Here is a 26,570-nt window from a genome sequence, read left to right as displayed (position 1 = left end):
TAAGCCAAACTTCTCTTTTGAAAGAGATTTTGTACCTACAAACTGCTTTCTAAATTTGGAAAACGGCAGGACTTACATCTTATCTCTTTTTTTAAAAATCAAAAGGAATGCGCTTTCATTTTCCTCCTGATATCCTTATGGACGTATAGTCACCCCCCGCTGTTCGCATTTAATATGTATTTCAAATCAATCTTTTTTTCAGCGTGTGATATCAAGCTTTTCCTGTTATCATGCGTATTTCCGGTTCTTATGAACACAAAATGGTTTTATTCTATTTCTTAAGGATAAGGCCATCATGTCATCCTTTCTGCATGGAAGAGGCAATATGAGGCCTATTCCAAAAAGACTATTGGGGTCATCAATGAAAATGTTAAATATACGGGTCTGAATTCTCTAACATTATTAAACATTTTCTGGGCGGATAGTCTATTCTCTTTCTTCTCATTTACAGGTCTAAACGCATGACTTTGAAACATTTTTAATAAAACTTAATATTTGTTCAAGAAAACTTCATCCAGATTTGTGAAGACTTTGTCAAAAAAAGAGTGAAAACCTTAAATTTCACAATTATATATACAATTTACAATAGATTTCTTTTGATATTTTTATTGCCAACCTCGGACGGCTCATGATAATCTATCTATGTAAACGGTTACACAAACAAGGAGGAGCTGTTTTGGCTACAATTAAAGATGTTGCCGGAGCGGCGGGCGTTTCTGTTGCAACGGTTTCCCGCGTCCTAAATGACAGCGGCTATGTACACGAAGAAACGCGAACGCGTGTCATAGCGGCGATGGAGCGGCTGAACTATTACCCAAATGAAGTCGCCCGATCTCTTTACAAAAGAGAATCCCGGCTGATCGGGCTTTTGCTCCCGGATATCACAAACCCTTTCTTCCCCCAGCTTGCCCGCGGTGCTGAGGATGAATTGAACGGGGAAGGCTATCGCCTTATTTTCGGTAACAGTGACGAGGAATTGAAAAAAGAACTTGAGTACCTTCAAACCTTTAAGCAAAATCATGTCGCAGGCATTATTGCCGCAACGAATTACCCGGACCTTGAGGAATACAACGGCATGAATCACCCAGTCGTTTTTCTGGACAGAACACCTGAAGGCGCTCCTTCTGTGTCCAGTGACGGCCGCACTGGGGGAAAATTAGCGGCCGAAGCCATCATTCACGGAAAAAGCCAGCGCATTACGCTCTTGAGAGGCCCCGCTCACCTGCCGACCGCTCAAGATCGCTTTCACGGCGCTTTAGAGATCTTAAATCAGGCTGCAGTTGATTTTCAGGTCATCGAGACGGCTTCATTTTCTTTCAAGGATGCGCAATCGATGGCGAAGGAGCTGTTTGCCGCTTATCCAGAGACAGACGGTGTGATAGCGAGTAATGATATTCAAGCCGCTGCGGTTTTACATGAAGCTTTGCGGCGCGGAAGAAAGGTGCCGGAGGATATTCAAATTATCGGCTATGATGACATTCCGCAAAGCGAGCTGCTGTTCCCGCCCCTGTCTACAATTAAACAGCCCGCATATGATATGGGAAAAGAAGCGGCCAAACTGCTTTTGCGTATCATCAAAAAACAGCCCCTGACAGAAACGGCAATTCAAATGTCCGTCACCTATATAAGAAGAAAGACGACAAGAAAGGAAGATCACGATGCGTAATATTTGTGTAATTGGTAGCTGTTCTATGGATTTAGTGGTCACCTCGGACAAACGCCCAAAAGCCGGTGAAACAGTACTTGGCACGTCGTTTCAGACTGTGCCGGGCGGTAAAGGAGCCAATCAGGCCGTTGCTGCTGCCAGACTTGGGGCTCACGTGTTTATGGTCGGTAAGGTCGGAGATGATCATTATGGCACAGCCATTTTGGATAATTTAAAAGCAAACGGCGTTCGCACCGACTATATGGAACCGGTTACACACAAAGATAGCGGAACCGCCCACATAGTGCTTGCCGAAGGTGATAACAGCATTGTTGTCGTCAAAGGTGCGAATGATGATATCACTCCATCGTATGCGATAGACGCCCTTGAACAAATTGAAGCTGATATGGTCCTGATTCAGCAGGAAATCCCCGAGGAAACAGTTGATGAGGTGTGCAGATACTGCCATTCTCTCGATATCCCGATTATGCTCAATCCCGCACCGTCCCGACCGCTGAGACAGGAAACAATTGACCACGCCACCTATCTCACGCCAAATGAACACGAGGCGTCAATATTATTCCCCGGGCTTACCGTTTCTGAAGCCTTGGCGCTGTATCCGGCAAAGCTCTTTATTACGGAAGGAAAACAGGGCGTCCGTTATTCAGCCGGAAGTAAAGAACGGCTTATCCCTTCCTTCCCCGTTGAGCCCGTTGATACAACCGGAGCCGGTGATACGTTTAACGCAGCCTTCGCCGTGGCTCTGGCAGAGGGAAAAGACATTGAAGCCGCATTGCGGTTTGCCAATCGCGCCGCTTCCCTTTCTGTCTGTTCCTTCGGTGCCCAAGGCGGAATGCCGACAAGAAAAGAAGTAGAGGAGCTGTTGTCATGAAAAAACACGGAATACTGAACAGCCATCTTGCCAAGCTTTTAGCCGACCTTGGCCACACTGATAAAATTGTCATTGCAGATGCGGGGCTGCCTGTTCCTGACGGCGTTTTGAAAATTGATCTTTCACTGAAGCCGGGTCTTCCGGCTTTTCAAGATACCGCGACGGTGCTCGCAGAAGAAATGGCGGTCGAAAAAGTCATTGCTGCATCTGAAATAAAAACTGCTAATCAGGAGAATGCCAGATTTCTAGAGAACCTTTTTTCTGAACAGGAGATTGAATACCTTTCTCACGAGGAATTTAAGCAGCTGACAAAAGAAGCAAAAGCCATTATAAGAACAGGCGAATTCACACCATATGCCAACTGCATCCTGCAGGCGGGTGTGCTTTTCTAGAAAGGAGGATGGAACATGCAGATTGAAATGAAAGACATTCATAAAGCATTCGGAAAAAACCAAGTACTGTCAGGCGTTTCCTTTCAGCTCGTGCCTGGCGAGGTTCACGCATTAATGGGAGAGAACGGCGCCGGCAAGTCCACGCTTATGAACATTCTGACAGGCCTGCATAGATCGGATCAAGGGCAAATCCGCATAAACGGAAACGAAATGTATTTTTCCAATCCGAAAGAAGCGGAACAGCATGGAATAGCCTTTATCCATCAGGAATTGAATATCTGGCCGGAAATGACCGTTCTTGAGAATTTATTTATCGGGAAAGAGATAGCCTCCAAGCTGGGCGTTTTACAAACAAGAAAAATGAAAGCGCTAGCAAAAGAGCAATTTGACAAACTGTCTGTCTCTCTTTCTCTTGATCAAGAAGCTGGCGAGTGTTCCGTCGGACAGCAGCAAATGGTCGAAATCGCAAAAGCGCTCATGACAAATGCCGAGGTGATCATTATGGATGAGCCTACCGCTGCTTTGACGGAACGGGAAATCAGCAAACTCTTTGAGGTCATTACAGCGTTAAAAAAGAACGGCGTATCCATCGTATACATTTCACATCGCATGGAAGAAATCTTTGCGATTTGCGACAGAATCACCATCATGCGTGACGGAAAAACGGTAGATACAACAAACATCTCTGAAACCGATTTTGATGAAGTCGTCAAAAAAATGGTTGGACGCGAGCTGACTGAACGATATCCAAAACGGGCTCCTTCACTCGGTGACAATATATTCGAGGTGAAAAACGCCTCCGTAAAAGGACGTTTTGAAGATGTCAGCTTTTATGTTCGTTCCGGTGAGATCGTCGGTATTTCCGGATTGATGGGGGCCGGCCGGACAGAAATCATGAGAGCGCTATTCGGCGTTGACAGGCTGGACTCGGGTGAGATATGGATCGCTGGAAAAAAGACGGTCATTAAGAACCCGCAGGATGCGGTGAAAAAAGGGCTCGGCTTTATTACAGAGAACCGCAAAGATGAAGGGCTGCTGCTCGACACTTCAATTCGCGAGAATATCGCCCTGCCCAATCTGTCCAGTTTTTCTCCTAAAGGCCTCATTGATCACAAGCGGGAAGCTGAATTTGTCGATCTTTTAATCAAACGCCTGACCATCAAAACGGCATCACCGGAAACGCACGCACGTCATTTATCAGGAGGCAACCAGCAAAAAGTTGTGATTGCCAAGTGGATCGGGATCGGACCGAAAGTGCTCATCTTGGATGAGCCGACCAGAGGTGTGGATGTTGGCGCGAAACGGGAGATTTATTCGCTGATGAATGAGCTGACTGAGCGCGGCGTCGCCATCATTATGGTGTCATCAGAGCTGCCGGAAATTCTCGGGATGAGCGATCGCGTTATCGTTGTCCATGAAGGCAGAATAAGCGGAGAAATCGACGCGCAGGAAGCAACACAAGAACGAATTATGACACTTGCCACGGGAGGGCGGTAATATGAAAATGGAACAGCTGCAAACAGAACAAAAACGGATTCACTTCGACGGAGTCATGCAAAAACTCGGCCCGTTTCTCGGTTTATTTATTCTCGTTATCATTGTATCTATTTTAAATCCCAGCTTTCTTGAACCGCTGAATATTTTAAACCTGCTTCGCCAGGTCGCCATTAACGGATTAATCGCGTTCGGCATGACTTTTGTGATTTTAACAGGCGGCATTGATCTTTCTGTCGGCGCTATTCTTGCCCTGTCCAGCGCTTTAGTCGCAGGGATGATTGTATCCGGTGTCGATCCGGTTCTTGCGATCATTCTCGGCTGTATCATTGGTGCCGTACTCGGCATGATCAACGGACTATTGATCACAAAAGGAAAAATGGCGCCCTTTATCGCCACGCTTGCGACCATGACTGTGTTTCGCGGGCTGACGCTTGTGTATACAGACGGAAACCCGATAACCGGACTTGGCACAAACTACGCTTTTCAGCTGTTCGGACGCGGTTATTTTTTAGGCATCCCTGTACCGGCCATTACAATGGTTCTCGCCTTTGTCATCCTTTGGGTTCTTCTTCATAAAACACCGTTCGGACGCCGAACGTACGCAATTGGAGGCAATGAAAAAGCCGCGCTCATTTCGGGCATTAAAGTAACACGCGTGAAAGTACTGATCTATTCATTAGCCGGGCTTTTATCCGCCCTTGCCGGCGCCATATTGACCTCCCGTCTGCATTCAGCACAGCCGACTGCCGGAGAATCGTATGAACTGGATGCAATCGCGGCGGTCGTCTTAGGCGGGACCAGCCTCTCCGGCGGCCGCGGGCGCATTATCGGCACATTCATCGGAGTGCTGATTATCGGCACACTGAATAACGGGCTCAACCTGCTTGGTGTCTCATCGTTTTATCAGCTGGTTGTCAAAGGGATTGTCATCTTAATTGCGGTATTATTAGACCGCAAGAAGTCAGCATAGGAGGGTTTTTTATATGAAAAAGGCTGTATCCGTCATTTTAACGTTATCATTGTTTTTATTAACTGCCTGTTCGCTTGAACCTCCCCATTGGGCAAAGCCGGCAAACTCGGGGAACAAAAAGGAATTCACCATCGGTTTATCCGTCTCAACGCTTAATAATCCCTTTTTTGTCTCATTAAAAAAGGGCATCGAAAAAGAAGCTGAAAAACGGGAAATGAAAATCATCATTGTCGATGCACAAAATGATTCATCGAAACAGACGAGTGATGTGGAAGATTTAATTCAGCAAGGTGTCGATGCATTGTTAATCAATCCGACTGATTCTTCGGCGATCTCAACGGCAGTAGAATATGCAAATTCAGTCGATGTACCCGTCGTAACAATCGATCGTTCCGCGGAACAAGGAAAAGTAGAAACCCTCGTTGCTTCCGATAATGTAAAAGGCGGTGAAATGGCCGCGGAATTTATCGCCGACAAGCTTGGAAAAGGTGCAAAGGTGGCAGAACTTGAAGGCGTGCCCGGCGCTTCTGCCACGCGGGAACGCGGTTCAGGATTTCATAACATTGCAGATCAAAAGCTCGACATTGTCACAAAACAATCAGCTGACTTTGACCGCACCAAAGGCCTGACTGTCATGGAAAACCTGCTGCAGGGACATCCGGAAATCCAAGCTGTTTTTGCTCACAATGATGAAATGGCGCTCGGGGCTCTCGAGGCAATTAACAGCTCGGGAAAAGATATTGTAGTGATCGGTTTTGACGGCAATAAAGATGCACTCGCTTCGATTAAAGATGGAAAGCTCTCAGCCACTGTCGCTCAGCAGCCTGACTTGATCGGTAAACTGGCTACAGAAGCGGCAGATGATATTTTACACGGAAAAAAGGTGGAAAAAATGATATCCGCGCCTCTCAAACTTGAAACACAAAAATAATTGCCGCGGACCAGATCTTTATCTGGTCCTTTTTCATGTTTAGGAATCTGTGAAAACGTGAATAGCGAAATAGAATGAATTATTTCTCTACGTGAGGAGAGGAACGAAATGAACAAAACGACAAAAGTATTATCAACTCTCGCACTTGCAGCTGGAATGACTGCGGCTTCTGCAGGGAGCGCAAGCACGATCCATGCACAACAGCCAGAAACAACTGTAAGCATTGATGATTTATACAGCTATCCGATTGATTCTTATTTGGTGTCAACAGAGGCTCTAAATGTCAGAACGAAGCCTTCCGCATCAAGCCATAAAGCAGCCATACTGCACTTGGGCGACAGCTTAAAGCTGATTTCCTTCGCAAACGCTGACTGGGCAAAGGTTCATTATAAAAACGGCAAAACAGGCTTTGTTTCCACTCATTACATTGTAAAAGCAGCTACAACAGTAAAAACGGAAACAAAAACGAAAGTATATACATCCGCTGAAGGAAAAAGCATCAAGACTCTTCCGGCAGACACAAGCGTTTCTTTTTTAGGGTGGAGTAAAACGAAAAAAGGCGGTTTTGATTTTAATTGGGTATTCGTTGATTACGGCGGTGCGACAGGCTATATGAAAACAAAGGATTTACACATGACAAAATAACTGAAAGGGATTCCGTTTTTCATGCGGAATCCCTTTTTTCTTCGCAGATCAAGGATAGATTTGTCACATTCCCAAGATATTTCTCAGGAAATATTGTCGTATGCCGTATCGAAATCATACATGATCACCGGTATTTTTGTTCACGCTAAAAGATGGAGGTGTAAGTATGGATCAATTTAAAGCAGCATATGAAACGTATAAAGACCGGCAAACAACCGCGGAGCAGCAAGCTGTTCCATCTGGAAAAGAAGAAATTATTGCAGTCAGAAGAAATGAGGAAGACAATATAATCGCAGTAAAAACGAACACAGGAAGAGAGCTCGACTATCCCTCTGCACTGTCAGAAGCAAAAGCGGGAAAAAAACTCGCTCATGTTGATGTTTTCCATAAATACGGACGAGACATATTGCGAAGTGAACCGGACGGTATAAGAGAAAACAACCTGTCCGAGCTGCCGGATTTTTAATTTTAAAAGAGCCCTGTCGCACGCTGGACAGGGCTTTCTTTTAAGCAAAAGGCTGCTGGATGTATTCGGCTAACCGTTTTGCACTGAGGGAAATATCCTCTCCGTTTGCATATTTCACGCCATAGAACACATATGGCGGCAGATATTTCATGCCGATTAGATTGCTTGTGGCCTGAAACGGTTTCAATAGCTCACTGATTGAGTAATGATTTGCTCCGCCCGCTTGATATTTTTCCGCTTCGCTCCCCGTTGATACAGCTAGCATCAGCTCTTTGCCATGCAGGGCTTTTCCTTCTGAACCAAAGGCCCAGCCGAAAGTCAGCACAAGATCCTGCCATTTTTTTAAGAGCGGCGGAGAGCTGTACCAATAAAGCGGAAATTGGAAGACAATCCGATCGTATTCCTCGCACATCTGCTGCTCCTTCGCAACATCTATCGCTTCATCCGGGTATTCCTTATAAAGCTCCCGTACTGTGATATTGTCATGTTTACTCAATTCCTCTGCCCATGCCTTATTAACAACCGAGGTTTCCATATGAGGATGAACTGCCAAAACCAATATTTTCATTAGACCACACCTTTACCGTTTTGACGTTATTTTATCTAAAATCAGGAAAAGAGCCAAATAAAAAGAAAGCCCTGTACAAAGAGGCTTTCTTTTTTCTGTTATTCCGGGCTTCCTTCAGTTGTTTCAATATCTTTAGCAAAATCAGGGTTATCCAGATTCGCATTAAAGAAATCCGCTGTATTCGGAAGTCTCAGGTTCATGTTCATTTTTTGTGAAATCGTAACCGTGCAATCCTCAAGCACATAGTCAAAAACGTGTCCGCCTGAATTTCGTCCTTCGTCAATGAAGTGCAGGTGATAGCCAGAAACGGCGATTCCATTTGCATAAGCTGGTGTCAGGAAACCTACGATTGTTCCTCTTACATTGTCGAAGTTGAAAATCGGCTGTGTTTTGACCGCTTCAACCATCGGCACGTAAGGTTTTTCTTGCAATTCTACCGTTCTTGTCTGCACTTTTTTAAACAATCCGTCAATGCGGATCGCATAAAATAAGTTTTTGCTTGGCAGAATGCTGTTGATCTCTTTTTCAAATTCTTCACGTGTCATTTTCGCATCAATTTTGTGCGTTATGTCCGGTGTAAAGAACGTAAATGAACAGAACGGAGAACGGTCCCCGTTTTGGACCGGTGTCGCAGTTCCGTCTGAACGGAGACGGTAAAATTCGCCGTCAAACCCAATCAGCTCTCCGTCAAGCTTGTTAAAGGTTCCGATACCGAAGTCTCCGTATTTTGGGATCTCTGACAGTTCAAAATCCCCGTCATATACCCCGTCTAATAGAGAAGTCATTGTTGATACTTGATAAATCTGGCTCACAGGCTGCTCTTTTTGGCCGCGGCTGAGCACTTGTATGTTGCTTTCGCGTTTCATAATTCCCTTCACTCCTTTTGTTTAGTGCTGTATCAAACAGTGTCGTGATGCGCAGAGTGCTAGAGAGCTTTCATTTTCAAGAGTTCCCCGAATTCTTTCGGAAGCTTGTCACTTGCTAAATTAATGTTATCACTGTAGTCAACCGGGACATCAATGATGACAGGACCCTCTGCGTTCATACCTTGACGCAGAACATCTGCCAGCTGGTCTGGTGATTCTACGCGCAAGCCGGTTGCTCCGAAGCTTTCCGCATATTTCACGATATCGATATTTCCGAAATCGACCGCAGATGTACGGTTATATTTTTTCAATTGCTGGAATGCAACCATGTCATATGTGCTGTCGTTCCATACAATGTGTACAATTGGCGCTTTTAAACGAACTGCTGTCTCTAATTCCATCGCTGAGAATAAGAAACCGCCGTCACCAGAGACGGATACCACTTTTTCTCCCGGTTTCACCAATGAGGCGCCGATTGCCCAAGGAAGTGCAACGCCGAGTGTTTGCATACCGTTACTGATCATTAATGTTAACGGCTCGTAGCTGCGGAAATAACGTGACATCCAAATCGCGTGTGAACCAATATCGCAAGTCACTGTCACATGATCATCGACTGCGTTTCGCAATTCTTTTACGATTTCAAGAGGATGCACTCTGTCTGATTTCCAATCTGCAGGAACCTGCTCACCCTCATGCATATATTGTTTTAAATCAGACAGGATTTTCTGCTCACGTTCAGCAAACTCCACTTTCACAGCATCGTGTTCGATGTGATTGATTGTAGATGGAATATCTCCGATCAATTCAAGCTCCGGCTGGTAAGCATGATCAATGTCAGCCAGTATTTCATCTAAATGGATAATCGTCCGGTCACCATTGACATTCCAGAATTTCGGATCGTATTCAATTGGGTCATAACCGATTGTCAGAACAACATCAGCCTGTTCAATCAGTAAATCGCCAGGCTGGTTGTGGAACAAACCGATACGGCCAAAATACTGATCCTCTAAGTCTCTTGTAAGAGTCCCGGCTGCTTGATATGTTTCGACGAATGGAAGCTGAACTTTTTTCAAAAGCTTGCGGACTGCTTTAATCGCTTCCGGTCTTCCGCCCTTCATGCCGACTAAAACGACAGGAAGTTTCGCTGTTTGTATTTTTGCAATGGCCGCACTGATTGCATCATCTGCTGCAGGACCAAGTTTTGGCGCTGCGACAGCACGCACGCTTTTTGTGTTTGTGACTTCATTCACAACATCTTGCGGAAAGCTCACAAAAGCGGCTCCAGCCTGACCTGCTGACGCTATCCTAAATGCATTTGTAACAGCTTCCGGTATATTTTTCACATCTTGAACTTCTACACTGTATTTTGTAATCGGCTGAAACAACGCCGCATTATCCAAAGATTGATGTGTCCGTTTTAAACGATCGGCACGGATCACGTTCCCAGCAAGCGCAACGACAGGGTCACCTTCAGTGTTGGCTGTCAGCAGTCCTGTTGCCAAGTTAGAAGCGCCTGGTCCTGATGTGACTAACACAACTCCCGGTTTTCCAGTTAAACGGCCGACTGCTTGCGCCATAAATGCTGCATTTTGTTCGTGCCGCGCAACGATAATTTCTGGCCCTTTATCTTGTAAAGCGTCAAATACCGCATCAATTTTTGCACCTGGAATGCCAAATACATGTGTGACACCTTGCTCCGCTAAGCAATCAACAACAAGCTCCGCCCCTCTGTTTTTCACAAGGGATTTTTGTTCTTTTGTTGCTTTTGTCAACACCCTCACTCCTTATTATGCATTTTAAACATTAAATTTTAAATATTTCTTGTGATACGTTTCACTATACACTCTTTGGAAATTGACCTCCAATATCGATTCGCCTTATGATTAATATGTATTGCGAATTATTAACCTAAGGAAAGGAATGCATATGAATGGAGCTTCGCCATCTTCAATACTTTATCGCAGTAGCCGAAGAGCTTCATTTCGGAAAAGCTGCGCTTCGGCTGAACATGACACAGCCTCCTCTCAGCCAGCAGATCAAACAGCTGGAAAAAGAAGTCGGGGTGACGCTTCTCAAGAGGACAAAAAGATTTGTGGAGCTTACCGCAGCAGGAGAAATATTTTTAAATCACTGCCGTACTGCATTGATGCAAATTGATCAAGCGATTGAACTGGCCCAGCGAACGGCTCGCGGCGAGCACGGCCATCTCGTCATTGGTTTTGTCGGATCAGCTACATATGAATTTTTGCCGCCGATCATCCGGGAATACCGTAAAAAATTCCCCTCTGTGAAAATTGAACTGAAAGAGATCGCTTCTTACAGGCAGCAGGAGGAATTGCTCAAGGGACATATCGACATCGGGATTCTCCATCCGCCGTTAGAGCATCCGGAGCTGCAAATTGAGACAACCCAAAGCAGTCCATGCATCCTCGCATTGCCAAAACAGCATCCGCTTGCATTAAAAGAATCAATCGACATTACAGACTTGGAAAACGAACCGATCATCACCCTTTCCAAAGAAGCGTGGCCAACGTTATATACCGACTTTATTCAGCTCTGTGAAAACGCGGGTTTTGTGCCGAATATCGTTCAGGAAGCGACAGAATATCAAATGGTGATCGGACTGGTGACAGCGGGCATCGGCATTACCATTGTCCCATCCTCGGCCAGACGGCTGTTTAACCTTGACGTCACATATCGAAGCGTTGATCATTTTCAGCTTAAAGCAGAATGGATCATCGCATATCGCAAAGACAGTCAAAACCCTGTACTGGGACAATTTGTGGATATATGCAAATCGTTAAATAAACGGAAATAAAAAAAGGCGCTCCGTTCTCCGGAATCCGCCCGTTTATCGTCAGGATAAAAAATCAAGCTCACTTTTGAGGTAATCAGCTCGTTTTATAATATATTCACATATCACATTTGGCTCTCGGTCAAAACGTTCAATATCGTTCTTTTTATATGGGTCCATCAGGACAAACGGCCTAATCTGTTCATACATCTCCATTATTTTCGGTTTCATATACTCTATTGTAAAAAGAGAGTGGAGCGTTTTTTCTAACAAGTGCTTGTAGGACCTGCGAAAATCGGGTTCATCCAAAATCCGGGCGGTTAGTGTATTAAATCCTTGAATTCTTACGTAATCGGCAGCCATCCGCTCTCCATGGATATCCCTGCCCCAGGTCGCATCATAATCCCAAGGAATCACCTCAAATAATCCGGTTTCACTGTTTCTGTACAACGAGTAGTTGTGGACAAACCCGTCATAGTTTGAGGTGAATACAATGCCGGCGAGCCAGCGCAAATACTTATCGATATCCACATGCCTTGTCACTTCTGATTTAAATTGAGCTTTAGGGACAGTATTAATTTTAAAGATCATATCCTGCAAATAAAAGTCGTCTTCCTCAGTCCCTGTCTTCTTTTCATACCCATGTTCAAGTGACGTCTTCGTTTCCCTTTCCAAATCGCTCATCAACGAGAAATTAGCGTCATCATCAACCGCGTAAAAAACCGCCCCGTCCGCCAGCTTCCTTTTCGCTAAATAAAACTCATCGACGGATTCAAGTTCAAGATAAACCCCTTCATTTTTCCCATTCACTTTTAAAAACACAAACTCTGCCTTTGGTGACAGCGTCCCAAGCTCTGAGAAAAAATCCAGAGACAATTTGTTTCTCATCATGGAAGGATCTTTATACTCCGCATTCAAATGAATCTCTCGTGCACCGCGGAATGTTTTCGGCTGATAAAAAGAAACATGGTATGACTTCTTTTTGAAGTCTCTGATATGTGATCCCCGGTAAGCAATGTCAATATCCAGCCTTTTTTGATTGACTTTCATGACAGCCGGCACCGGTTCATCGTCCCATATATCTTTTTTTAATTCACGCAAATCTTTTGGATGAACAAACAGCTGATAAAGCGGTAAATGAGATTGGTTCTTCATCCATAATCCCCCTTACAAATTTTAGGCTTTTATTTTTGTGAGATCTCAGCGGAACACTTATACACTTTTTAAACCCGTGCGTATTATGTGGGTAGTAAGGATCTTCATCCTTAACATCATTTTTAAAAAGGAGGATTTCGAATTGGGCCACTATTCCCATTCTGACATCAAAGAAGCGGTGAAATCCGCAAAAAAAGAAGGTTTAAAAGACTATTTATACCAAGAGCCTCATGGAAAAAAGCGCAGCCATAAAAAGTCGTGCCGCTCTCACAAAAAATCTCGCAGCCACAAAAAATCGTATTGTTCTCACAAGAAATCTCGCAGCCACAAAAAATCGTATTGCTCTCACAAGAAATCTCGCAGCCACAAAAAATCGTATTGCTCTCATAAGAGATCACGCAGCCACAAAAAATCGTACTGCTCTCACAAGAAATCTCGCAGCCACAAAAAATCGTATTGTTCTCACAAGAGATCACGCAGCCATAAAAAATCGTACTGCTCTCACAAGAGATCACGCAGCTACAAAAAGTCATACTGTTCTCACAAAAGAAAATCTCGCAGCTACAAAAAGTCATACTGTTCTCACAAAAGAAAATCTCGCAGCTACAAAAAGTCATACTGTTCTCACAAAAGAAAATCTCGCAGCTACAAAAAGTCACATCGGACACACAAAAAACCATATTGTTCCGATAAGAAAAAATCTCACAAAAAGCACTACAAAAAACCGCACCACCACCATCGCCACAAAAAAGACGATGATTATCACAGCAAAAAAGAATTCTGGAAAGACGGCAATTGCTGGGTAGTCAAAAAGAAATACAAATAAATTTAAAATTTCATCAATCCATAGGCTGCCGGCAGACGTACGGAGCCTATTTTTCGATTTCCCCTGTATTAGATATATGTCATGACATAAGATATGCAACCCTCATCATTTGGTTTCTTTGAAACCATTTCGTTATAATCAAAGTATCCTAACGATAAAGGAAGTTGTTGCTATGTACATATTTCAAGCTGATCAACTTAGTGCCAAAGACACATACAAGCTATTGTCAGGTACCGTCATCCCCCGCCCCATCGCCTTTGTAACCACACTTTCTTCAAGCGGAGCGATAAATGCCGCGCCTTTTAGTTTTTATAACGTTGTCAGCTCAGATCCTCCGCTTCTCAGTATTTCTGTTAACCGAGCGGGAGGACGCCAAAAAGATACAGCCCGAAACGCGGTGGAGAACGGAGAATTTGTCGTACATGTCAGTGATGAAGCCATCATTGAAGACATCAATGAAACGGCGGCAAGCTTAGGGCCGGACGAAAGCGAACTCACCCGCACCTCGCTTCATCCTGTCGAAAGCAAATCTGTTTCGGTTCCAGGCATTAAGGAAGCCCGCATTCGCTTTGAATGCACATTAGAGCAGCATATGACGTTCGACAATGATCAAGGCGTGACCACAGCTGATCTGCTCATTGGCAGAGTCATCTGCTTCCACCTCGATGAAAAGGTGTATGATGCAGAAAAAGGATATGTTTTAACAGATGAATTAAAGCCTGCCTCAAGATTGGCGGGCAACCACTATGCGAAGCTCGGCGAAGAATTTACGCTGGTTCGTCCCAGTTGAACAAAAGGACTATTTAAATAGAAGAAACTAGTCAAAAAGACCTCGTGATCACAAAGAGTTGCCTATGAAAAGAACACCCGGAGAAAACCGGGTGTTCTTTTATGGAACATTTTTCCTTTCTCTTCGTATAAAAGGTTGATTAGGAGGGATTTATATGTCAGGCACTCATTTTTTGATTGTGATACTGGTCGCAGCTTTTATCAATACTGTTTTTTATGTCTATGCCCGAAAAAAACTAGGCATCTCTAAACCGCCTTGGTGGTATAAACCTGTAAATAGCACACAAGGGCTGGTGGAAGTCGTCTTGCTCATTTTATTAGGGTTTTCTTTATTACGCTTTCCTCCAGAGATTATGCTTATTTTCTATCTATTCGTGATAAATGGTTTCCGTACATTTATGGAATGGAAATATGAGCGTGAAAATAAACAATACGTACACTACTTATTTAGTACTTTCCTTTCTCTAGTCATTTTTATTTATATTTGTATTTTCATCTAATACCTCAAACCCCCACAGCCGCCCCATCCCCCCGCGGGTCGGCTCCGCCTTGGAGGAAGCCTTCCTCATCCACTTTGATTGCTGCCGCATGCCCCATCAGCGGATCATAGTCACCGACAACCTCCACGAGATGCCCGCTGTCTTTCAGCTTTTCGATGGTTTCCTCTGAGAATCTGCCCTCGACTCTGAGACCTTCATATTCCTCTCCCCACGTTCTGCCCCATACCCAGCGCGGTTCGCTTATTGCCTGCTGCGGATGCATTCCGTAGTCCAGCATTCGGGTTATCATGGCCGTCTGGGTTTGCGGCTGGCCTTCTCCGCCTTGTGTGCCGTACAGGATTTTCGGTTTCCCGCCTTTGCAGGCCATAGCCGGCATCAGGGTATGGAAGCTGCGCTTTCTCGGTTCAAGCGTATTGACATGATCTTGATCCAATGAGAAAAATGACCCGCGATTTTGCAGTAATATGCCTGTATCACCAGCAGTGACAGCCGAGCCAAATTCAAAGTACAGGCTTTGAATGAATGACACTGCATTGCCATCCGCATCGAAGACGGCCGCATATGCAGTGTCACTTCCCACTGGCCTGCTTTCTGCCGGTTCTGCCAGATAACCGATTTCTTCCGCCAATTGTTTTGCATACTTTTTGTCCAAAAGCTTTTCAATTGGAATGTCAGCAAACGCCGGATCAGTCAAGACGGCATTTCGATCTAGGAAACTCTTTTTCAGCGCCTCCACTAACACATGATAATACTCAAAAGTGCCGTGCTCAATTTTGTGGAAATCATAGTTTTCCAAAATGTTCAGCGTCAATAAACCGGTAAATCCCTGAGAATTCGGCGGCGCCTGGTACATGCTGTACCCTCGGTAATCACTTGATACAGGCTCCGTCCACTCGCCCCGGTGCGCTTTAAAATCATCAAGTGTCATGCAGCTGCCGTTTTGCTGTAAATACGAGACAATTCGTTGAGCGATATCTCCTTCATAAAATGCGCTTCTTCCTTTTTCGGCAAGCATGTTCAAACTGTCTGCAAGTTCTTTTTGCACAAACCGCTCTCCCGGGACAGGCGCTTTGCCGCTTCTTGTGAAGATGTCGGCCGTGTAAGGCGCGGAGGCCAGCAGTTCAAGATTTGTTTCTGTGTGACGGCACTGATCAGCTGATACTGGAAACCCATTTTGGGCATAGTCTCGTGCGGGTTCCAGCACATCCGCAAGAGACATATGTCCGTACTCCTTCAGTACCGCATCCCAGCTATCAACCATCCCCGGAACGGTAATGGCGCTTTCGATCCCCCGCAGCGGAATCGTGCTTTTTCCCTTATAAACATCTCTCGTCACATTTTTCCCTGAACGGCCGCTGCCATTGTAGACTCTTACCGCCTTTGTTTCCTGGTGAAAGGTCAGCCAAAAGGAATCCCCGCCAAGCCCTGTCATATGCGGATACACAACTGCCAGACAAGCACTTACAGCCACAGCGGCATCAAACGCGTTACCTCCCTTGTCCAGTATGCGATTTCCAGCTTGAGAAGCAAGATAATGCGGGCTGACGACCATTTGCTTTGTACCGATGACAGATTTGTTCATCACAAGTCCCCTTTTTCAAGAGATTTTCTTTAGTATATGGAGCCTGATTTTCCACATCTACTGATGCGGCAGAAAAACTGACGAACTTTCTCCCTATCGAAAACAACAAAACATTATTTTATTCATTTTGAAAACAAATATAAAAATTTTCTTTCGAAACGTAACTTTTATGATAAAATGAAGTCTAAAAGGCAACGAAAGCAGGTGGAGCAATTGAGTCATGAATATCAAATCCCCAACCTTGTTCTTGATGAGATCGACAAACAAATTCTCACCATTTTACACGAGGAAGGCAGGATATCTTATACGGATCTTGGCAAAAGAGTTGATTTATCACGGGTCGCCGTACAGGCTCGTATCAACCAATTAATCGAAGCCGGTGTTATTGAAAAATTCACCGCTGTCATCAATCCCGCTAAAATCGGCATTCATGTATCCGTGTTTTTCAATGTCGAGGTCGAGCCGCAGTTTTTAGAAGAGGTCGCTCTTAAGCTTGAGGAAGAGCCTGCGGTCACCAGCCTTTATCACATGACAGGCCCGAGCAAGCTGCATATGCACGGGATCTTTGCCAACGATCAAGAAATGGAAGAGTTTTTAACAAAACGGCTGTATCCGCTGCGAGGCGTCGTCAGCGTTGATTGCCAGATGCTGATCAAACGATACAAAAGCCGTATGGGAATGAAGCTGTAAAAGGAGAGAAACGAATGAAAAATCATCCTTATCGGGATATGACAGCCGCAATGGTGCGTACCGGAATTTTAGGGTTCGGGGGCGGACCTTCCGTGATTCCGCTGATCCGCCATGAAGCGGTCAATAAATATAAATGGATTGACGATGATGAGTTCGGAGAAATATTAGCGATCGCTAATGCGCTTCCCGGACCGATTGCCACAAAAATGGCTGCGTATTTGGGCTTCAAGCTAAAAGGCACATTAGGCGCGATTGTCGCAACCCTGGCCCATATTCTGCCTACTTGTCTTGCTATGGTGGGCTTGTTTGCCGCTGTAAATGTCTTAAGCCATTCAGCAGTTGTTGCCGGCATGATTGGTGCTGTAACACCGGTCATTGCGGTAATGCTCGGTATCATGGCATACGAGTTTGGCCAAAAAGCGCTTAAAGGTTTCGGCTGGGTTACAGGCATCCTGTTTTTTATCATTGCTTTTATCGGCCTGCAAACGCTACAGATCAATCCGGGCCTTGTCATTATCATTTTCCTAGCGTACGGAGCGTTTCATTTTAGATTAAAAGACAAAATCACAAATAAACATTCAAAAGATAAAGGAATGTCGGCCTCATGATTATGATTTATTTATTTATGGCGTTTTTTATCGCAAACCTACTCGGATACGGTGGCGGACCTGCGTCTATCCCGCTGATGTTTGAAGAAGTTGTCAACAGATACAGCTGGCTTTCAAACGACCAATTCTCAAATATGCTCGCGCTTGCGAACGCATTGCCGGGACCGATCGCAACCAAAATCGCCGCCTATGTCGGGTACAGCGCCGGCGGGTGGCCCGGCTTTCTGGTTGCGCTGATCGCAACCATTGTACCGTCGGCGCTCGCATTGATCGTCCTGCTGCGCATCATTCAGCGCTTCCGCCAATCACCCGTCATCAAGGGCATGACGCTATCCGTTCAGCCTGTCATCGCGGTCATGATGCTCATTCTTACCTGGCAAATCGGCGCCGATGGCATCAAAGCGATCGGCTGGATCCAATCTATCGTGATTGCGGGGATTTCCCTTCTTGCCATGACAAAATTCAAGATGCATCCGGCATTTCTGATTATCGCGGCATTTTTGTATGGCGGTCTTGTGATTCCTCATTTGTAGAAAAAAGTACCCGGACAGGTGCTTTTTTATTTTGGTCCCGAAATGCCGTTCGATATGACAATTTGTTCTTCGCCTGCATCATTCTTCTTAATGTGCTTGATTTGCAGCATGGTCCCTGCTATTCTCACAGATTGCTTAATCTGATGCGAATTGGTTTCAATCTGAATCCAATCAGCAGGCGGCGCCTTCCAAATGAAAAAGAATGCCAGCATCAGCATACCAGCAATGACCGACAGCAGAAATTTCATATCGCATCATGTCTTTTCAATAATCGGCTCGCAGCGGACAGCGCCTGATGATCATCAAGAATATCGCCGGGACGATTGCCTTCTCCCAATACATAGCCTTTAAAAGGCATCCTCATGAATGCAAAAATATGCTCAAATTGCTGAATCAACGGCAGCCCCTTTATTTTAGGGTTGTCTCCGCCCACTGCTGCCACATATGCCTGCTTCATCGACATTTGCTGTTGAAAATCAGGAAATCGGGGATCTTTCAATGTCTGAGACCAGCGATCAATAAACAGCTTTAACGTTCCTGACATGCCGAACCAATAAATGGGGGTAGCGAATATGAGAATATCGCATGGCAATGTCCGTTCAATGATTGAATCGTAGTCATCTTGAACCGGGCCAAAGCCGCCTTCAGCATGGCGCAAATCTTCAATTGGCTGGATATGATATTTACGCAAATGAATGTGTTCCGTATCGAATCCTTGAACAGTTTTCTCCGCAAGAATATCCGTATTTCCGCCAGACCGCGTGCCGCCATTAATAACCGCAATTTTCATGATGCATCTGCTCCTTTGTTTACGAATGATTTTCTTCATCATATAATGAATTCATTAATCAATACAGATGATTATTTCGATTAACACAATCGATTAAATCGATTTAGAAAGGAAGAGAACAGGTGGAATTGAAGCAGCTGATAACGTTTATTACGGCAGCAGAACAGGTAAACTTCACCCTAACCGCCAAGATGCTTAATTATGCACAATCAAGTGTTACCTCTCAGATCAAATCACTTGAAGAAGAAATCGGGACGCCTTTATTTGAGCGGCTCGGCAAGCGGCTCATCCTGACAGAAGCCGGCAAAACGTTCAAAGCCTATGCAGAGAAGATCATTACTTTAACAGAAGAGGCAAAAATGGCCGCAAATCAAGTTAGAGAAACAACAGGAACCTTAAAAATCGGGGCGACGGAAAGCCAGTGCACATACCGTCTTCCGCCTATCATAAAAGCATTTAAACAGGCTTTTCCCCAAGTAAAGCTCATCTTCAAACCGTATATTTCCAATGAGCAAGCGAAAGAACAGCTCTTACAGGGCCAGCTTGATATCACCTTTATCTTGGATGTAAGCCGGGCGGACGACGCACTGCACGTTGAATCTCTGGTTCAGGATGAGATTAAAATAGTAGCTGCCAACGACCATCCTTTCCCTGCACATTCACCAGTAACATTGAAGGACCTTCAAAACGAAACCCTTCTGCTGACAGAAGACGGCTGCTCTTACCGCACGCTCTTTGAAAACACTTTACATGACGCCGCTGTCTACCCTGACAAATTAGAATTTGTCAGCATAGAAGCCATCAAACAATGCGTGATGGCGGGACTTGGAATTGGACTATTGCCTGAAATGACAGTAAAAGATGATATCGCAGCAGGCCGGATGAAAGAACTCAATTGGCAGAACGATTGCCCCGTTTTTACTCAATTAGCATGGCACAAGGACAAATGGATGTCTGCGCCATTAAAGGCTTTTATCGATTTGACGAGGAAAACATTCAAATAAAAAACTTGCGGCCCATGTGCCGCAAGTTTTTGAATGAACAAGCAATTCATATCGCTAGGCATTCATTGTTAAACCATTTTCTCATTTATCATCCTTACCCCAAATACTCCGCCCGCTGCTGTTCCCTCTTTTGATTTGAACGTGACAGTTACGCTCTTTTTTCCTTTCGTCCATGCAACTGGAATGTCATAACATACATCAAAAAGCTTTCCCGGATGATTTGCCTTCAGCTGCTGTCTGGCGAGTAATTGATCATCTATCATAATCTCAAAATGTCTTTCGTAAGTTTGTCCTTCTGCTTGAAAGGTATCATCACTTCCAAAATATGTGACCAGCAAATACATGGGTTGACTCGGCTCTGTTTTCATCTCATAACTAAAAAAACCATCTCCTCTGCTGTCTCGCCAGCCTCTGTGAACAATATCCGCGTAACCGGAGTAAGAGTTTTCTTTCTTTAGGTGATGTTCGATCTCCTGCTGCTGCTCATGCGGCTGAACGGCATCAACTGTTATGCGTCTGATGATCTCCTCCTTTTCTTTTTCTTCATCTGTATAATCAAGATATTCTTTCTCGGTCATCACATCCCAATAAACGGAATACCGCTGATGATGCACATTGTAGAACGGCATTAATGTGATTTCTTTATTACCCGGCTGGCCAATCGGTTTTGTTCGAAATATGAGTGATGTTTCATCTATCCGCTTCACCCATTGATCCAATTGACGCTGATCCGCAACCAACACAGGGACATCAATTAATGGATGATTATTAAGGGCGAGATGGTCAGCAAGTATATCTGTGTCAGGGAATTCCTCTCTCCCCAGTGCTCCTGCCAATACAACCGGCCCATACATCAGGACGCTTTTTTTAGGATCATCCTTCGCTTGATAGATGTGGAGTTTCATCGGCAAATCAATATCAATACAATCTCCTATGTTCCAATGTTTGTGAATAGCCAGGTACCCATTTTTCTCAACCGGCTGAATTCGCCTCCCATTGACACAAGCTTTAAGGCCGCCATTTGCCCAATAAGGCATGCGAATATGCAGCGTCATAGGCACATCGTCAGCTTTTTTCACAATCAGCCTGGTTTTTTCCGACGCTGGAAAAGAGGTTTCCTGTGAGATGATCAGTTGTTTTTCTTGCATGTTTATTTGTGAAGGAATAAATAAATTCACATACAGATCGTCTTGGTCTATATGATAAATATGCTGCGTATAGCGAGCGGGGTTTTCCATTCCCGTGCCGGTACAACACCAAAAAGAATCTTCCGGCGAACAATACACCTTAAAATGGCCCGGCTGTGTGGAAACAAAATAGGTTTTCATGCCCGAATCGGGATCTTGGGAAGTAAGAATATGATTATAAAGCGCGTTTTCATAGTAATCCATAAATCTCGCTTCGTGAAACCACCGGAACAAATGCTTCGTCAATTTCAGCATGTTATACGTATTGCACGTTTCCGCGGTCGTTACCCCTAACTCCTCGCTGCCTTTTGCTCCGAAATGCTCTCCGATACTGTTGCCGCCAATTGCGTAGGAACGCTGATAGACAACCTGTTCCCAAAAGAAGAGTGCGGCTTTTCTATATGCTTGTTTACCCGTTATATCATACAGCTTAGCGGCTCCAATCACCTTTGGAATTTGGGTATTGGCATGCTTTCCTTCAAGTTCATCCTTCCCCTCTGCCAGAGGCTGAAGAATGGCGCGATGACAGAAACGTTCTGAAAGTTCAAGAAATTCTTTGTTTTTCGTCAGCATATATAGATCCGCCATCGCCTCATTCATTCCGCCATGCTCGCATATCAGCATTCGCTGAAATTGCTCGTCCGTCAGGCGATCCAGCCCCTTTTTTGCCCAGTCAGCCAGCTTGACGACGACTCGTAAAGCCGTCTGATTGCCGGTTAGCCGATACGTATCTATTAATCCCGCAAACAGTTTGTGGAGGCTGTACCACGGCACCCAAGACCCCCCCAGACTAAAGTGGTCCACTCGAAAATCACCGCTGAACACCTCATCAAAACACGCCCTGGAGAAACCGCTTACATATCCCTCTACATCAAATCGCTGGATATGGATCAGTTCATTCACTGCGTACTCTGCTTTCTTTTTTAGCTCCTCATCCCCGGAAGCCTGGTACATAGCTGATGCGGCGGACAGCCAGTGACCAATTGAATGCCCGGCAATTTCCTTTGCCTCCCACCCGCCGTAGCGCGGTTTTTTAGGCAACTGAGATACAGCCTCATAACACGGAGCCAAAAGACGGTCTACATCCAAAAAAAGCAAATATTCCTTCCCTTTCATCTGAGAATCATAAAACATGCCTTTTAATAATGTTACATTTTCCATCTTGATCTCCCCCTATCATGTTTCATCATTCATAGTGATGCTTTTATTATCCAAATGATCATAAGGGATGTGAATTCAATATTTATCAAAAACATATCCTTTTTTTAGATTGAACCGTTACACTGGAGATAAGACAAGAGAAAGATGGTGAAGCCATGTATAAAGTAAAACTCCAAGCCAATCATTTGCCTAAGATCCGTGAGGCCGGACATATGAAGGATATAGAAGGGACTTTACGGCACCCTGACAGGACGATGGATGGAATCAGTGTATTTTTTTACGTAAAACAAGGCTCGATCCATGTATTTGAGAACGAAAACGAGTACCGCATTCAAGCGGGGGGATATCTTTTTCTTAAGAACAATACACCGCATTGGGGAGGCGATCTTTATACACCCGGAACCGAATGGTACTACTTTCATTTTTATGCCGAACCTTCCTTGGATCAGGAGGAAGAGTTTTCTCCATTTCACAATTCACCAATCCTTCTCGACAGCATCTATTCATCGAAATTAACCTTTCCGAAAAGCGGTTCTGTCTCTCATCGTGAGTACACAGAAAAACAGCTAAGCAGCATTATTCATGCTTTTGAATCACCAAGTGCTTTCAGAGCGCTCCAAGCGTGTTCGCTCACTTATCAATTTTTTATTGACCTGTATAGCAATGCGATACATAGTCAGGCAGGCACCCGCTCTTCAAGGATCATCAGCCGAATTATTGAATTTCTTCACCAAAACAAGCATGCAAAGCTGGTTAGTAGAGATTTTGAGGACGCTTTAGAAATGAATTATGCCTATCTTTCTTCCCTTTTCAAAAAGCAAACCGGGAAAAGCATCACAGCTTATAAAAATGAACTGCTGATCGCACAAGCAATTGATCTATTCAAAACAAGCAACTTAAACGTAACCGAAGTCAGCAGCACATTAGGCTTTTCTAATCCTTATTACTTCAGCAGAGTGTTCAAACGGGTCACAGGAGTAGCCCCGTCTGTATATATAAGCGAGATATACAGGAACCAATAAAAAACACTTGCAGTTCTCGGTCTGCAAGTGTTACACGTGATTTTTTTGATAAAATGTTCGCAAGACGTGTGTTTCAAGGTCAGCAAGGCGGACAGGGATTGGCAGCCGACTTTCTTGATTGATCAGGCTCATCGCGATGTGATAGCTGCTTTCTAAATCAATATGATTTCCGCAAGACAAGAAAATAGGCTTCACGTTCCGCCGCGTCCGCAGCGCCCGTCCATATACCTCGCCGTCAATGATAATATCGGTATATGCACCAACTTCATTTTCAGGCATCACGAAATCACAGCCTTTGATTTTGAGATAGGTTTTCGCAATCCCAATTGTCGGCTTATTAAGAAAAAAAGCCGCATGGGTGGCAACCCCCATGTGGTTGTAATGCAGGTACCCGTTGCCATCAAACAAAAACACATCCGGCTCCGTTTCCAGCTTTTTGGCCGCCTCGATGATCAGCGGCAGCTCGCGGAACGCAAGAAAACCGGAAACATACGGCACGCTGATTTTCCCCATACTGTGCACTTTTTCAATGACTTCTTTTGTATCAACGTCAATCACGATAATGCTGCACACCCCATACGGTTCGCCATCCTGATCCCAATAAGCGAGGTCGACGCCCGCACAGGTGTTGATGGAGTCTGGATGGATAGTGGGGGATAGGTTGATTTTATGTATAAGGGATTGTTGTGTTTGGACAAAATCCAATTCATCTTTTAGATGAAAATCGTGAATATGATGTATTTTCATTTCACTAGTTTTCCTCTCTTTACTTCCTAAAATAGTCTTCTCTGTTCAAATGTTTCTTATGGCTTTGAATCTATTTTCAAGGCGATAAAACTTCCATTAGGAAAATCTCCATCCCATCCACATGGAAAATAGCCCGCTTTATAAATTTCAAAAAGCTTTTCAAAAAAATTGTGTGTGTTCCCATTTATCGCTCTATTGATTGCACAATTATTCAGGTCTGCTACAACATCTTCAAAAAAAATATTAAATTCAGCCGAAACACTTCTGACATTTTCAGAAAAAAATTCTAGTAAAACGTCTAAGTCTTGTGGTTTTTGATCATCGTTTAATCCGTAAATATCGCCCCATACTTCACTCATTTCATTTTCTCTTATATCTTTCCACGTATATTCATCTTCACCAAATACTTCTTCATATGCATGGTATTTAGCTTTTATTTTGTCATTAATGATTTTAGTAAAATAACAGATATCATTTGATGCTAGAGGTTTAAACATTTTTGAAAAATCAATAACTTCTTCTACTAAATGATGATAATGTCCGTATTTCATTACTGATTATACCAACTTTCTCAAAGATCAACTGTAGCTCCCACACCTCTTTTCAATCATCATCTCTGCACATTCGTTCTTGTACCATTCGTCTAATTCCCTTTTCACAAATAGAGTTCTATAGAAATTATGGCTCATTGAAAAAAGCAGATAGTATCATCTGCTTTTTTATTAATATTCATTGTTAATTTCTTTTATAAAAATAAGATCCAATTGTTTAATTAATTCTTTAAGTTCAGTGCACATAATATCCTCTACAGGATTTTCCCAATCTCCGTTTTTTATAAGTTCAATGCCATAGCTACCGGTTGGATCTCCTTCTGGGTACCACCCTACATCAAGCAACAAATTTTTTGTCTTATGAGAAATTTGCAGGAGATCTTGGTTAAAGTCAAATAACCAAGCATCATCATTTGCCTCTAGAGTCTTAGGATCAGTATCTTTTAATGTAATATAATCAACAGTCCAACCAGCCGGTATCTTAAGCCTTAAGAAATTTGGAATCTGTTGGGTAAGTGGCTGCAAATCCTCTAAAACCCCACTCCCCACATTCCAGATTTGATATTCTAATTGTTCTAATAAATGTTCTATTTCATCAAAAGTTGCTTCTTCATAAATCATATCTGTTTTTAAGCCAACTACTTTGTTATGGTATTGATTATTTTCATATATTACTTTAATAGCAGCATTGCGTTTTTCATTTTGTAGTTTTAGTAGTTCATATTTTTCTTCCGTTCTTTTTTCTGAGTTTAAATTATTCACTACCACAGTCCATCCATCTAAGAACTTTAATGGTTGTATTCTAGAAAAATCATCATTTTTCAAAGTGTATTCACTTCCTATTTTGAATATACTCTTCTCTTGACATCATTTTGTTTAAATAATTTTTTATTCTATCATCATTCATTGGATGTCCGTGATATTTTCCCCCACTTGTCAACTCAGCTCTTACCCAATTAGCAGGTTTCCCTAAGTCATAACCAACAGGCTGGTCAAAGCGGTGAAAAAAGTAAATAGTTCCTTTTCCTTCATCAACAATTTTACCCTGTTGTAAAACTAATTTCTCTAAAGTCTTATTATCTACAGACGCCAAATACTGAGCTTGTTTCTTTCCAGTCTCACTGAATTGTTTTGCCTGCTCATCAGTCTTAGCTTTTATATGTTTTTTCCCATGATCAAAGTATTCTGCTTCGTTTATCATTCTTCTAAATTCTTTAGAACTATAATAATTATTATGAGCGACATAATCATGAAGTTTAGAAAAATTAGGAGTTTTACCACTAACCATCTTCACAATCCCAAGATCCTTCACAGCCGTCTTTTCCACATCTACACGGACTGACGGGATTCCGAACGTGGAGCCATCCGGAGTTACAGGGCGTTCTGCGTACACGCGGACGTTTGTTGGGACTTTGAATTGTTTGACTTTTTCTAATGTCTTGTTAGCTTTTTGGACTTTTGAATGAGTTGCAAGCGGTATGCCTTTATCTACATGTTTCGCCAGCGCACCTGCACCAACTAAACTCAAAGCCGCTTCCAGCCCACCTTGCTTCCGCTTCTCCTCTGACACTTCGTTGCCAAACATATCCCGTCCAGTAACAGCTTCTGAGAATCCGTTAGAAGCAACAAGGCCGTATGCGCCCATTTCTGACATTTTGAGAATGTCTAAGGATTTGCCTGTTTTGTAGGCGTCTAAAGCGTGTTCAGCTCTGGAGAGTTTTTCGCCAGTGACAGGAAAAAACAATTCATTTATAAAAAA

Annotated in this window: 28 protein-coding genes and 1 pseudogene; 17 read left to right on the top strand and 12 right to left on the bottom strand. The window is 43.8% G+C overall.

The features are described from left to right. The first annotated feature begins 676 nt into the window (after nucleotides 1-676). From JMN17_RS09415 to JMN17_RS09380, 8 genes are all read left to right on the top strand, one after another. Nucleotides 677-1,666: a LacI family DNA-binding transcriptional regulator gene (locus JMN17_RS09415; protein WP_202327942.1), complete on the top strand. Its 990-nt coding sequence runs from the start codon at nucleotides 677-679 to the stop codon at nucleotides 1,664-1,666. Beyond that, nucleotides 1,659-2,537 carry a ribokinase gene (rbsK, locus tag JMN17_RS09410; protein WP_087991737.1) on the top strand — a complete coding sequence of 293 codons (879 nt, stop codon included), beginning with the start codon at nucleotides 1,659-1,661 and terminating at the stop codon, nucleotides 2,535-2,537. Before JMN17_RS09415 ends, rbsK begins: the two co-directional genes overlap by 8 nt. Then, on the top strand, nucleotides 2,534-2,929 hold the full coding sequence (rbsD, locus tag JMN17_RS09405; RefSeq protein WP_087991738.1) for a D-ribose pyranase: 396 nt from the start codon (nucleotides 2,534-2,536) through the stop codon (nucleotides 2,927-2,929). Before rbsK ends, rbsD begins: the two co-directional genes overlap by 4 nt. Nucleotides 2,930-2,944: 15 nt before the next feature. Continuing rightward, the gene (gene rbsA / locus JMN17_RS09400) at nucleotides 2,945-4,426 is read left to right on the top strand and encodes a ribose ABC transporter ATP-binding protein RbsA (RefSeq protein WP_202327941.1); all 1,482 of its coding nucleotides are present in this window, start codon (nucleotides 2,945-2,947) and stop codon (nucleotides 4,424-4,426) included. A gap of 1 nt (nucleotide 4,427) precedes the next feature. Then, a complete protein-coding gene (gene rbsC, locus JMN17_RS09395) occupies nucleotides 4,428-5,396 on the top strand; it encodes a ribose ABC transporter permease RbsC (protein ID WP_087991740.1) in 969 nt (322 codons plus the stop codon). Between the two features lie 13 nt (nucleotides 5,397-5,409). Further along, complete coding sequence (rbsB, locus tag JMN17_RS09390) at nucleotides 5,410-6,327, top strand: ribose ABC transporter substrate-binding protein RbsB (protein WP_087991741.1); 918 nt, start codon at nucleotides 5,410-5,412, stop codon at nucleotides 6,325-6,327. A gap of 108 nt (nucleotides 6,328-6,435) precedes the next feature. Next, on the top strand, nucleotides 6,436-6,972 hold the full coding sequence (locus JMN17_RS09385; protein WP_202327940.1) for an SH3 domain-containing protein: 537 nt from the start codon (nucleotides 6,436-6,438) through the stop codon (nucleotides 6,970-6,972). 166 nt (nucleotides 6,973-7,138) lie between these two features. After that, entirely contained in the window at nucleotides 7,139-7,438 is a 300-nt protein-coding gene (locus JMN17_RS09380; protein ID WP_202327939.1) for a DUF3892 domain-containing protein, read from the top strand. A 40-nt stretch (nucleotides 7,439-7,478) separates the two neighbouring features. On the opposite strand, the gene JMN17_RS09375 is transcribed toward JMN17_RS09380, so the two are convergent. The 3 genes from JMN17_RS09375 to alsS form a co-directional block, all read right to left on the bottom strand. Next, nucleotides 7,479-8,006, bottom strand: a complete 528-nt coding sequence (locus JMN17_RS09375) for an NAD(P)H-dependent oxidoreductase (RefSeq protein ID WP_148962585.1) — start codon at nucleotides 8,004-8,006, stop codon at nucleotides 7,479-7,481. A gap of 98 nt (nucleotides 8,007-8,104) precedes the next feature. Further along, nucleotides 8,105-8,872: an acetolactate decarboxylase gene (gene budA, locus JMN17_RS09370; protein ID WP_202327938.1), complete on the bottom strand. Its 768-nt coding sequence runs from the start codon at nucleotides 8,870-8,872 to the stop codon at nucleotides 8,105-8,107. 59 nt (nucleotides 8,873-8,931) lie between these two features. Continuing rightward, a complete protein-coding gene (alsS, locus tag JMN17_RS09365; RefSeq protein ID WP_087991746.1) occupies nucleotides 8,932-10,644 on the bottom strand; it encodes an acetolactate synthase AlsS in 1,713 nt (570 codons plus the stop codon). Between the two features lie 158 nt (nucleotides 10,645-10,802). Between alsS and alsR the strand changes: the two genes are divergently transcribed. After that, nucleotides 10,803-11,690, top strand: coding sequence for an acetoin biosynthesis transcriptional regulator AlsR (alsR, locus tag JMN17_RS09360; RefSeq protein WP_087991747.1), 888 nt, complete (start codon nucleotides 10,803-10,805; stop codon nucleotides 11,688-11,690). 39 nt (nucleotides 11,691-11,729) lie between these two features. Here the strand turns inward: alsR and cotH are convergent, their stop codons facing one another. Then, nucleotides 11,730-12,821 carry a spore coat protein CotH gene (gene cotH, locus JMN17_RS09355; protein ID WP_087991748.1) on the bottom strand — a complete coding sequence of 364 codons (1,092 nt, stop codon included), beginning with the start codon at nucleotides 12,819-12,821 and terminating at the stop codon, nucleotides 11,730-11,732. Nucleotides 12,822-12,963: 142 nt separating this feature from the next. On the opposite strand from cotH, the gene cotG reads away from it, so the two are divergent. The 3 genes from cotG to JMN17_RS09340 all read left to right on the top strand — a co-directional run bounded on the left by cotG (nucleotide 12,964) and on the right by JMN17_RS09340 (nucleotide 14,936). Next, nucleotides 12,964-13,647: a spore coat protein CotG gene (gene cotG / locus JMN17_RS09350; RefSeq protein WP_202327937.1), complete on the top strand. Its 684-nt coding sequence runs from the start codon at nucleotides 12,964-12,966 to the stop codon at nucleotides 13,645-13,647. A gap of 172 nt (nucleotides 13,648-13,819) precedes the next feature. After that, the gene (locus JMN17_RS09345) at nucleotides 13,820-14,437 is read left to right on the top strand and encodes a flavin reductase family protein (RefSeq protein ID WP_087991750.1); all 618 of its coding nucleotides are present in this window, start codon (nucleotides 13,820-13,822) and stop codon (nucleotides 14,435-14,437) included. Nucleotides 14,438-14,591: 154 nt separating this feature from the next. After that, complete coding sequence (locus tag JMN17_RS09340; RefSeq protein WP_087991751.1) at nucleotides 14,592-14,936, top strand: DUF4181 domain-containing protein; 345 nt, start codon at nucleotides 14,592-14,594, stop codon at nucleotides 14,934-14,936. 4 nt (nucleotides 14,937-14,940) lie between these two features. On the opposite strand, the gene ggt is transcribed toward JMN17_RS09340, so the two are convergent. After that, nucleotides 14,941-16,518, bottom strand: coding sequence for a gamma-glutamyltransferase (gene ggt / locus JMN17_RS09335; protein WP_202327936.1), 1,578 nt, complete (start codon nucleotides 16,516-16,518; stop codon nucleotides 14,941-14,943). 213 nt (nucleotides 16,519-16,731) lie between these two features. Between ggt and chrS the strand changes: the two genes are divergently transcribed. From chrS to chrA, 3 genes are read left to right on the top strand one after another with little or no spacing between them, the layout of a single operon-like run. Further along, on the top strand, nucleotides 16,732-17,208 hold the full coding sequence (gene chrS, locus JMN17_RS09330) for a chromate efflux transcriptional regulator ChrS (RefSeq protein WP_003235604.1): 477 nt from the start codon (nucleotides 16,732-16,734) through the stop codon (nucleotides 17,206-17,208). A gap of 14 nt (nucleotides 17,209-17,222) precedes the next feature. After that, nucleotides 17,223-17,816 carry a chromate efflux transporter subunit ChrB gene (gene chrB, locus JMN17_RS09325; protein ID WP_087991753.1) on the top strand — a complete coding sequence of 198 codons (594 nt, stop codon included), beginning with the start codon at nucleotides 17,223-17,225 and terminating at the stop codon, nucleotides 17,814-17,816. Then, nucleotides 17,813-18,349, top strand: coding sequence for a chromate resistance efflux protein ChrA (chrA, locus tag JMN17_RS09320; RefSeq protein ID WP_087991754.1), 537 nt, complete (start codon nucleotides 17,813-17,815; stop codon nucleotides 18,347-18,349). The genes chrB and chrA overlap by 4 nt, the downstream gene beginning before the upstream one ends. A 26-nt stretch (nucleotides 18,350-18,375) precedes the next feature. Here chrA and JMN17_RS09315 read toward each other — a convergent pair whose 3' ends face one another. Beyond that, nucleotides 18,376-18,597: a hypothetical protein gene (locus tag JMN17_RS09315; protein ID WP_087991755.1), complete on the bottom strand. Its 222-nt coding sequence runs from the start codon at nucleotides 18,595-18,597 to the stop codon at nucleotides 18,376-18,378. Continuing rightward, nucleotides 18,594-19,139 carry a flavodoxin family protein gene (locus tag JMN17_RS09310; protein ID WP_202327935.1) on the bottom strand — a complete coding sequence of 182 codons (546 nt, stop codon included), beginning with the start codon at nucleotides 19,137-19,139 and terminating at the stop codon, nucleotides 18,594-18,596. Before JMN17_RS09310 ends, JMN17_RS09315 begins: the two co-directional genes overlap by 4 nt. Before the next feature lie 122 nt (nucleotides 19,140-19,261). On the opposite strand from JMN17_RS09310, the gene JMN17_RS09305 reads away from it, so the two are divergent. Continuing rightward, a complete protein-coding gene (locus tag JMN17_RS09305; protein ID WP_148962574.1) occupies nucleotides 19,262-20,143 on the top strand; it encodes a LysR family transcriptional regulator in 882 nt (293 codons plus the stop codon). Nucleotides 20,144-20,211: 68 nt separating this feature from the next. On the opposite strand, the gene JMN17_RS09300 is transcribed toward JMN17_RS09305, so the two are convergent. After that, entirely contained in the window at nucleotides 20,212-22,491 is a 2,280-nt protein-coding gene (locus JMN17_RS09300; protein WP_202327934.1) for a beta-L-arabinofuranosidase domain-containing protein, read from the bottom strand. Between the two features lie 155 nt (nucleotides 22,492-22,646). On the opposite strand from JMN17_RS09300, the gene JMN17_RS09295 reads away from it, so the two are divergent. Next, nucleotides 22,647-23,513 (top strand): AraC family transcriptional regulator, encoded by an 867-nt coding sequence (locus tag JMN17_RS09295; RefSeq protein ID WP_202327933.1) that lies wholly within the window; start codon nucleotides 22,647-22,649, stop codon nucleotides 23,511-23,513. Nucleotides 23,514-23,543: 30 nt separating this feature from the next. On the opposite strand, the gene JMN17_RS09290 is transcribed toward JMN17_RS09295, so the two are convergent. The 4 genes and pseudogenes from JMN17_RS09290 to JMN17_RS09275 all read right to left on the bottom strand — a co-directional run. Beyond that, entirely contained in the window at nucleotides 23,544-24,260 is a 717-nt protein-coding gene (locus JMN17_RS09290; RefSeq protein ID WP_202327932.1) for an endonuclease V, read from the bottom strand. 56 nt (nucleotides 24,261-24,316) lie between these two features. Beyond that, nucleotides 24,317-24,811, bottom strand: coding sequence for a hypothetical protein (locus JMN17_RS09285; protein WP_087991761.1), 495 nt, complete (start codon nucleotides 24,809-24,811; stop codon nucleotides 24,317-24,319). A 171-nt stretch (nucleotides 24,812-24,982) separates the two neighbouring features. Further along, entirely contained in the window at nucleotides 24,983-25,636 is a 654-nt protein-coding gene (locus tag JMN17_RS09280; protein ID WP_087991762.1) for a hypothetical protein, read from the bottom strand. Between the two features lie 7 nt (nucleotides 25,637-25,643). Beyond that, a pseudogene (locus tag JMN17_RS09275) lies at nucleotides 25,644-26,540 on the bottom strand (T7SS effector LXG polymorphic toxin); the annotation flags it as partial. Nucleotides 26,541-26,570: the final 30 nt, after the last annotated feature.

The organism is Bacillus sp. RHFS10 (genome assembly GCF_016757475.1).
Lineage (GTDB): Bacteria > Bacillota > Bacilli > Bacillales > Bacillaceae > Bacillus > Bacillus subtilis_G.
The sequence above is the reverse complement of the archived record's forward strand: the minus strand, read 5'-3'. Positions and strand labels throughout refer to the sequence as shown.

What these genes read in the sequence shown, in the direction of transcription:
- rbsK (WP_087991737.1), top strand. Translation starts at nt 1,659, where the DNA reads ATGCGTAATATTTGTGTAATTGGTAGCTGTTCTATGGATTTAGTGGTC.
- rbsD (WP_087991738.1), top strand. Translation starts at nt 2,534, where the DNA reads ATGAAAAAACACGGAATACTGAACAGCCATCTTGCCAAGCTTTTAGCC.
- rbsA (WP_202327941.1), top strand. Translation starts at nt 2,945, where the DNA reads ATGCAGATTGAAATGAAAGACATTCATAAAGCATTCGGAAAAAACCAA.
- rbsC (WP_087991740.1), top strand. Translation starts at nt 4,428, where the DNA reads ATGAAAATGGAACAGCTGCAAACAGAACAAAAACGGATTCACTTCGAC.
- rbsB (WP_087991741.1), top strand. Translation starts at nt 5,410, where the DNA reads ATGAAAAAGGCTGTATCCGTCATTTTAACGTTATCATTGTTTTTATTA.
- JMN17_RS09385 (WP_202327940.1), top strand. Translation starts at nt 6,436, where the DNA reads ATGAACAAAACGACAAAAGTATTATCAACTCTCGCACTTGCAGCTGGA.
- JMN17_RS09380 (WP_202327939.1), top strand. Translation starts at nt 7,139, where the DNA reads ATGGATCAATTTAAAGCAGCATATGAAACGTATAAAGACCGGCAAACA.
- JMN17_RS09375 (WP_148962585.1), bottom strand. Translation starts at nt 8,006, where the DNA reads ATGAAAATATTGGTTTTGGCAGTTCATCCTCATATGGAAACCTCGGTT.
- budA (WP_202327938.1), bottom strand. Translation starts at nt 8,872, where the DNA reads ATGAAACGCGAAAGCAACATACAAGTGCTCAGCCGCGGCCAAAAAGAG.
- alsR (WP_087991747.1), top strand. Translation starts at nt 10,803, where the DNA reads ATGGAGCTTCGCCATCTTCAATACTTTATCGCAGTAGCCGAAGAGCTT.
- cotH (WP_087991748.1), bottom strand. Translation starts at nt 12,821, where the DNA reads ATGAAGAACCAATCTCATTTACCGCTTTATCAGCTGTTTGTTCATCCA.
- JMN17_RS09345 (WP_087991750.1), top strand. Translation starts at nt 13,820, where the DNA reads ATGTACATATTTCAAGCTGATCAACTTAGTGCCAAAGACACATACAAG.
- JMN17_RS09340 (WP_087991751.1), top strand. Translation starts at nt 14,592, where the DNA reads ATGTCAGGCACTCATTTTTTGATTGTGATACTGGTCGCAGCTTTTATC.
- ggt (WP_202327936.1), bottom strand. Translation starts at nt 16,518, where the DNA reads ATGAACAAATCTGTCATCGGTACAAAGCAAATGGTCGTCAGCCCGCAT.
- chrB (WP_087991753.1), top strand. Translation starts at nt 17,223, where the DNA reads ATGAAAAATCATCCTTATCGGGATATGACAGCCGCAATGGTGCGTACC.
- chrA (WP_087991754.1), top strand. Translation starts at nt 17,813, where the DNA reads ATGATTATGATTTATTTATTTATGGCGTTTTTTATCGCAAACCTACTC.
- JMN17_RS09315 (WP_087991755.1), bottom strand. Translation starts at nt 18,597, where the DNA reads ATGAAATTTCTGCTGTCGGTCATTGCTGGTATGCTGATGCTGGCATTC.
- JMN17_RS09310 (WP_202327935.1), bottom strand. Translation starts at nt 19,139, where the DNA reads ATGAAAATTGCGGTTATTAATGGCGGCACGCGGTCTGGCGGAAATACG.
- JMN17_RS09300 (WP_202327934.1), bottom strand. Translation starts at nt 22,491, where the DNA reads ATGGAAAATGTAACATTATTAAAAGGCATGTTTTATGATTCTCAGATG.
- JMN17_RS09295 (WP_202327933.1), top strand. Translation starts at nt 22,647, where the DNA reads ATGTATAAAGTAAAACTCCAAGCCAATCATTTGCCTAAGATCCGTGAG.
- JMN17_RS09290 (WP_202327932.1), bottom strand. Translation starts at nt 24,260, where the DNA reads ATGAAAATACATCATATTCACGATTTTCATCTAAAAGATGAATTGGAT.
- JMN17_RS09285 (WP_087991761.1), bottom strand. Translation starts at nt 24,811, where the DNA reads ATGAAATACGGACATTATCATCATTTAGTAGAAGAAGTTATTGATTTT.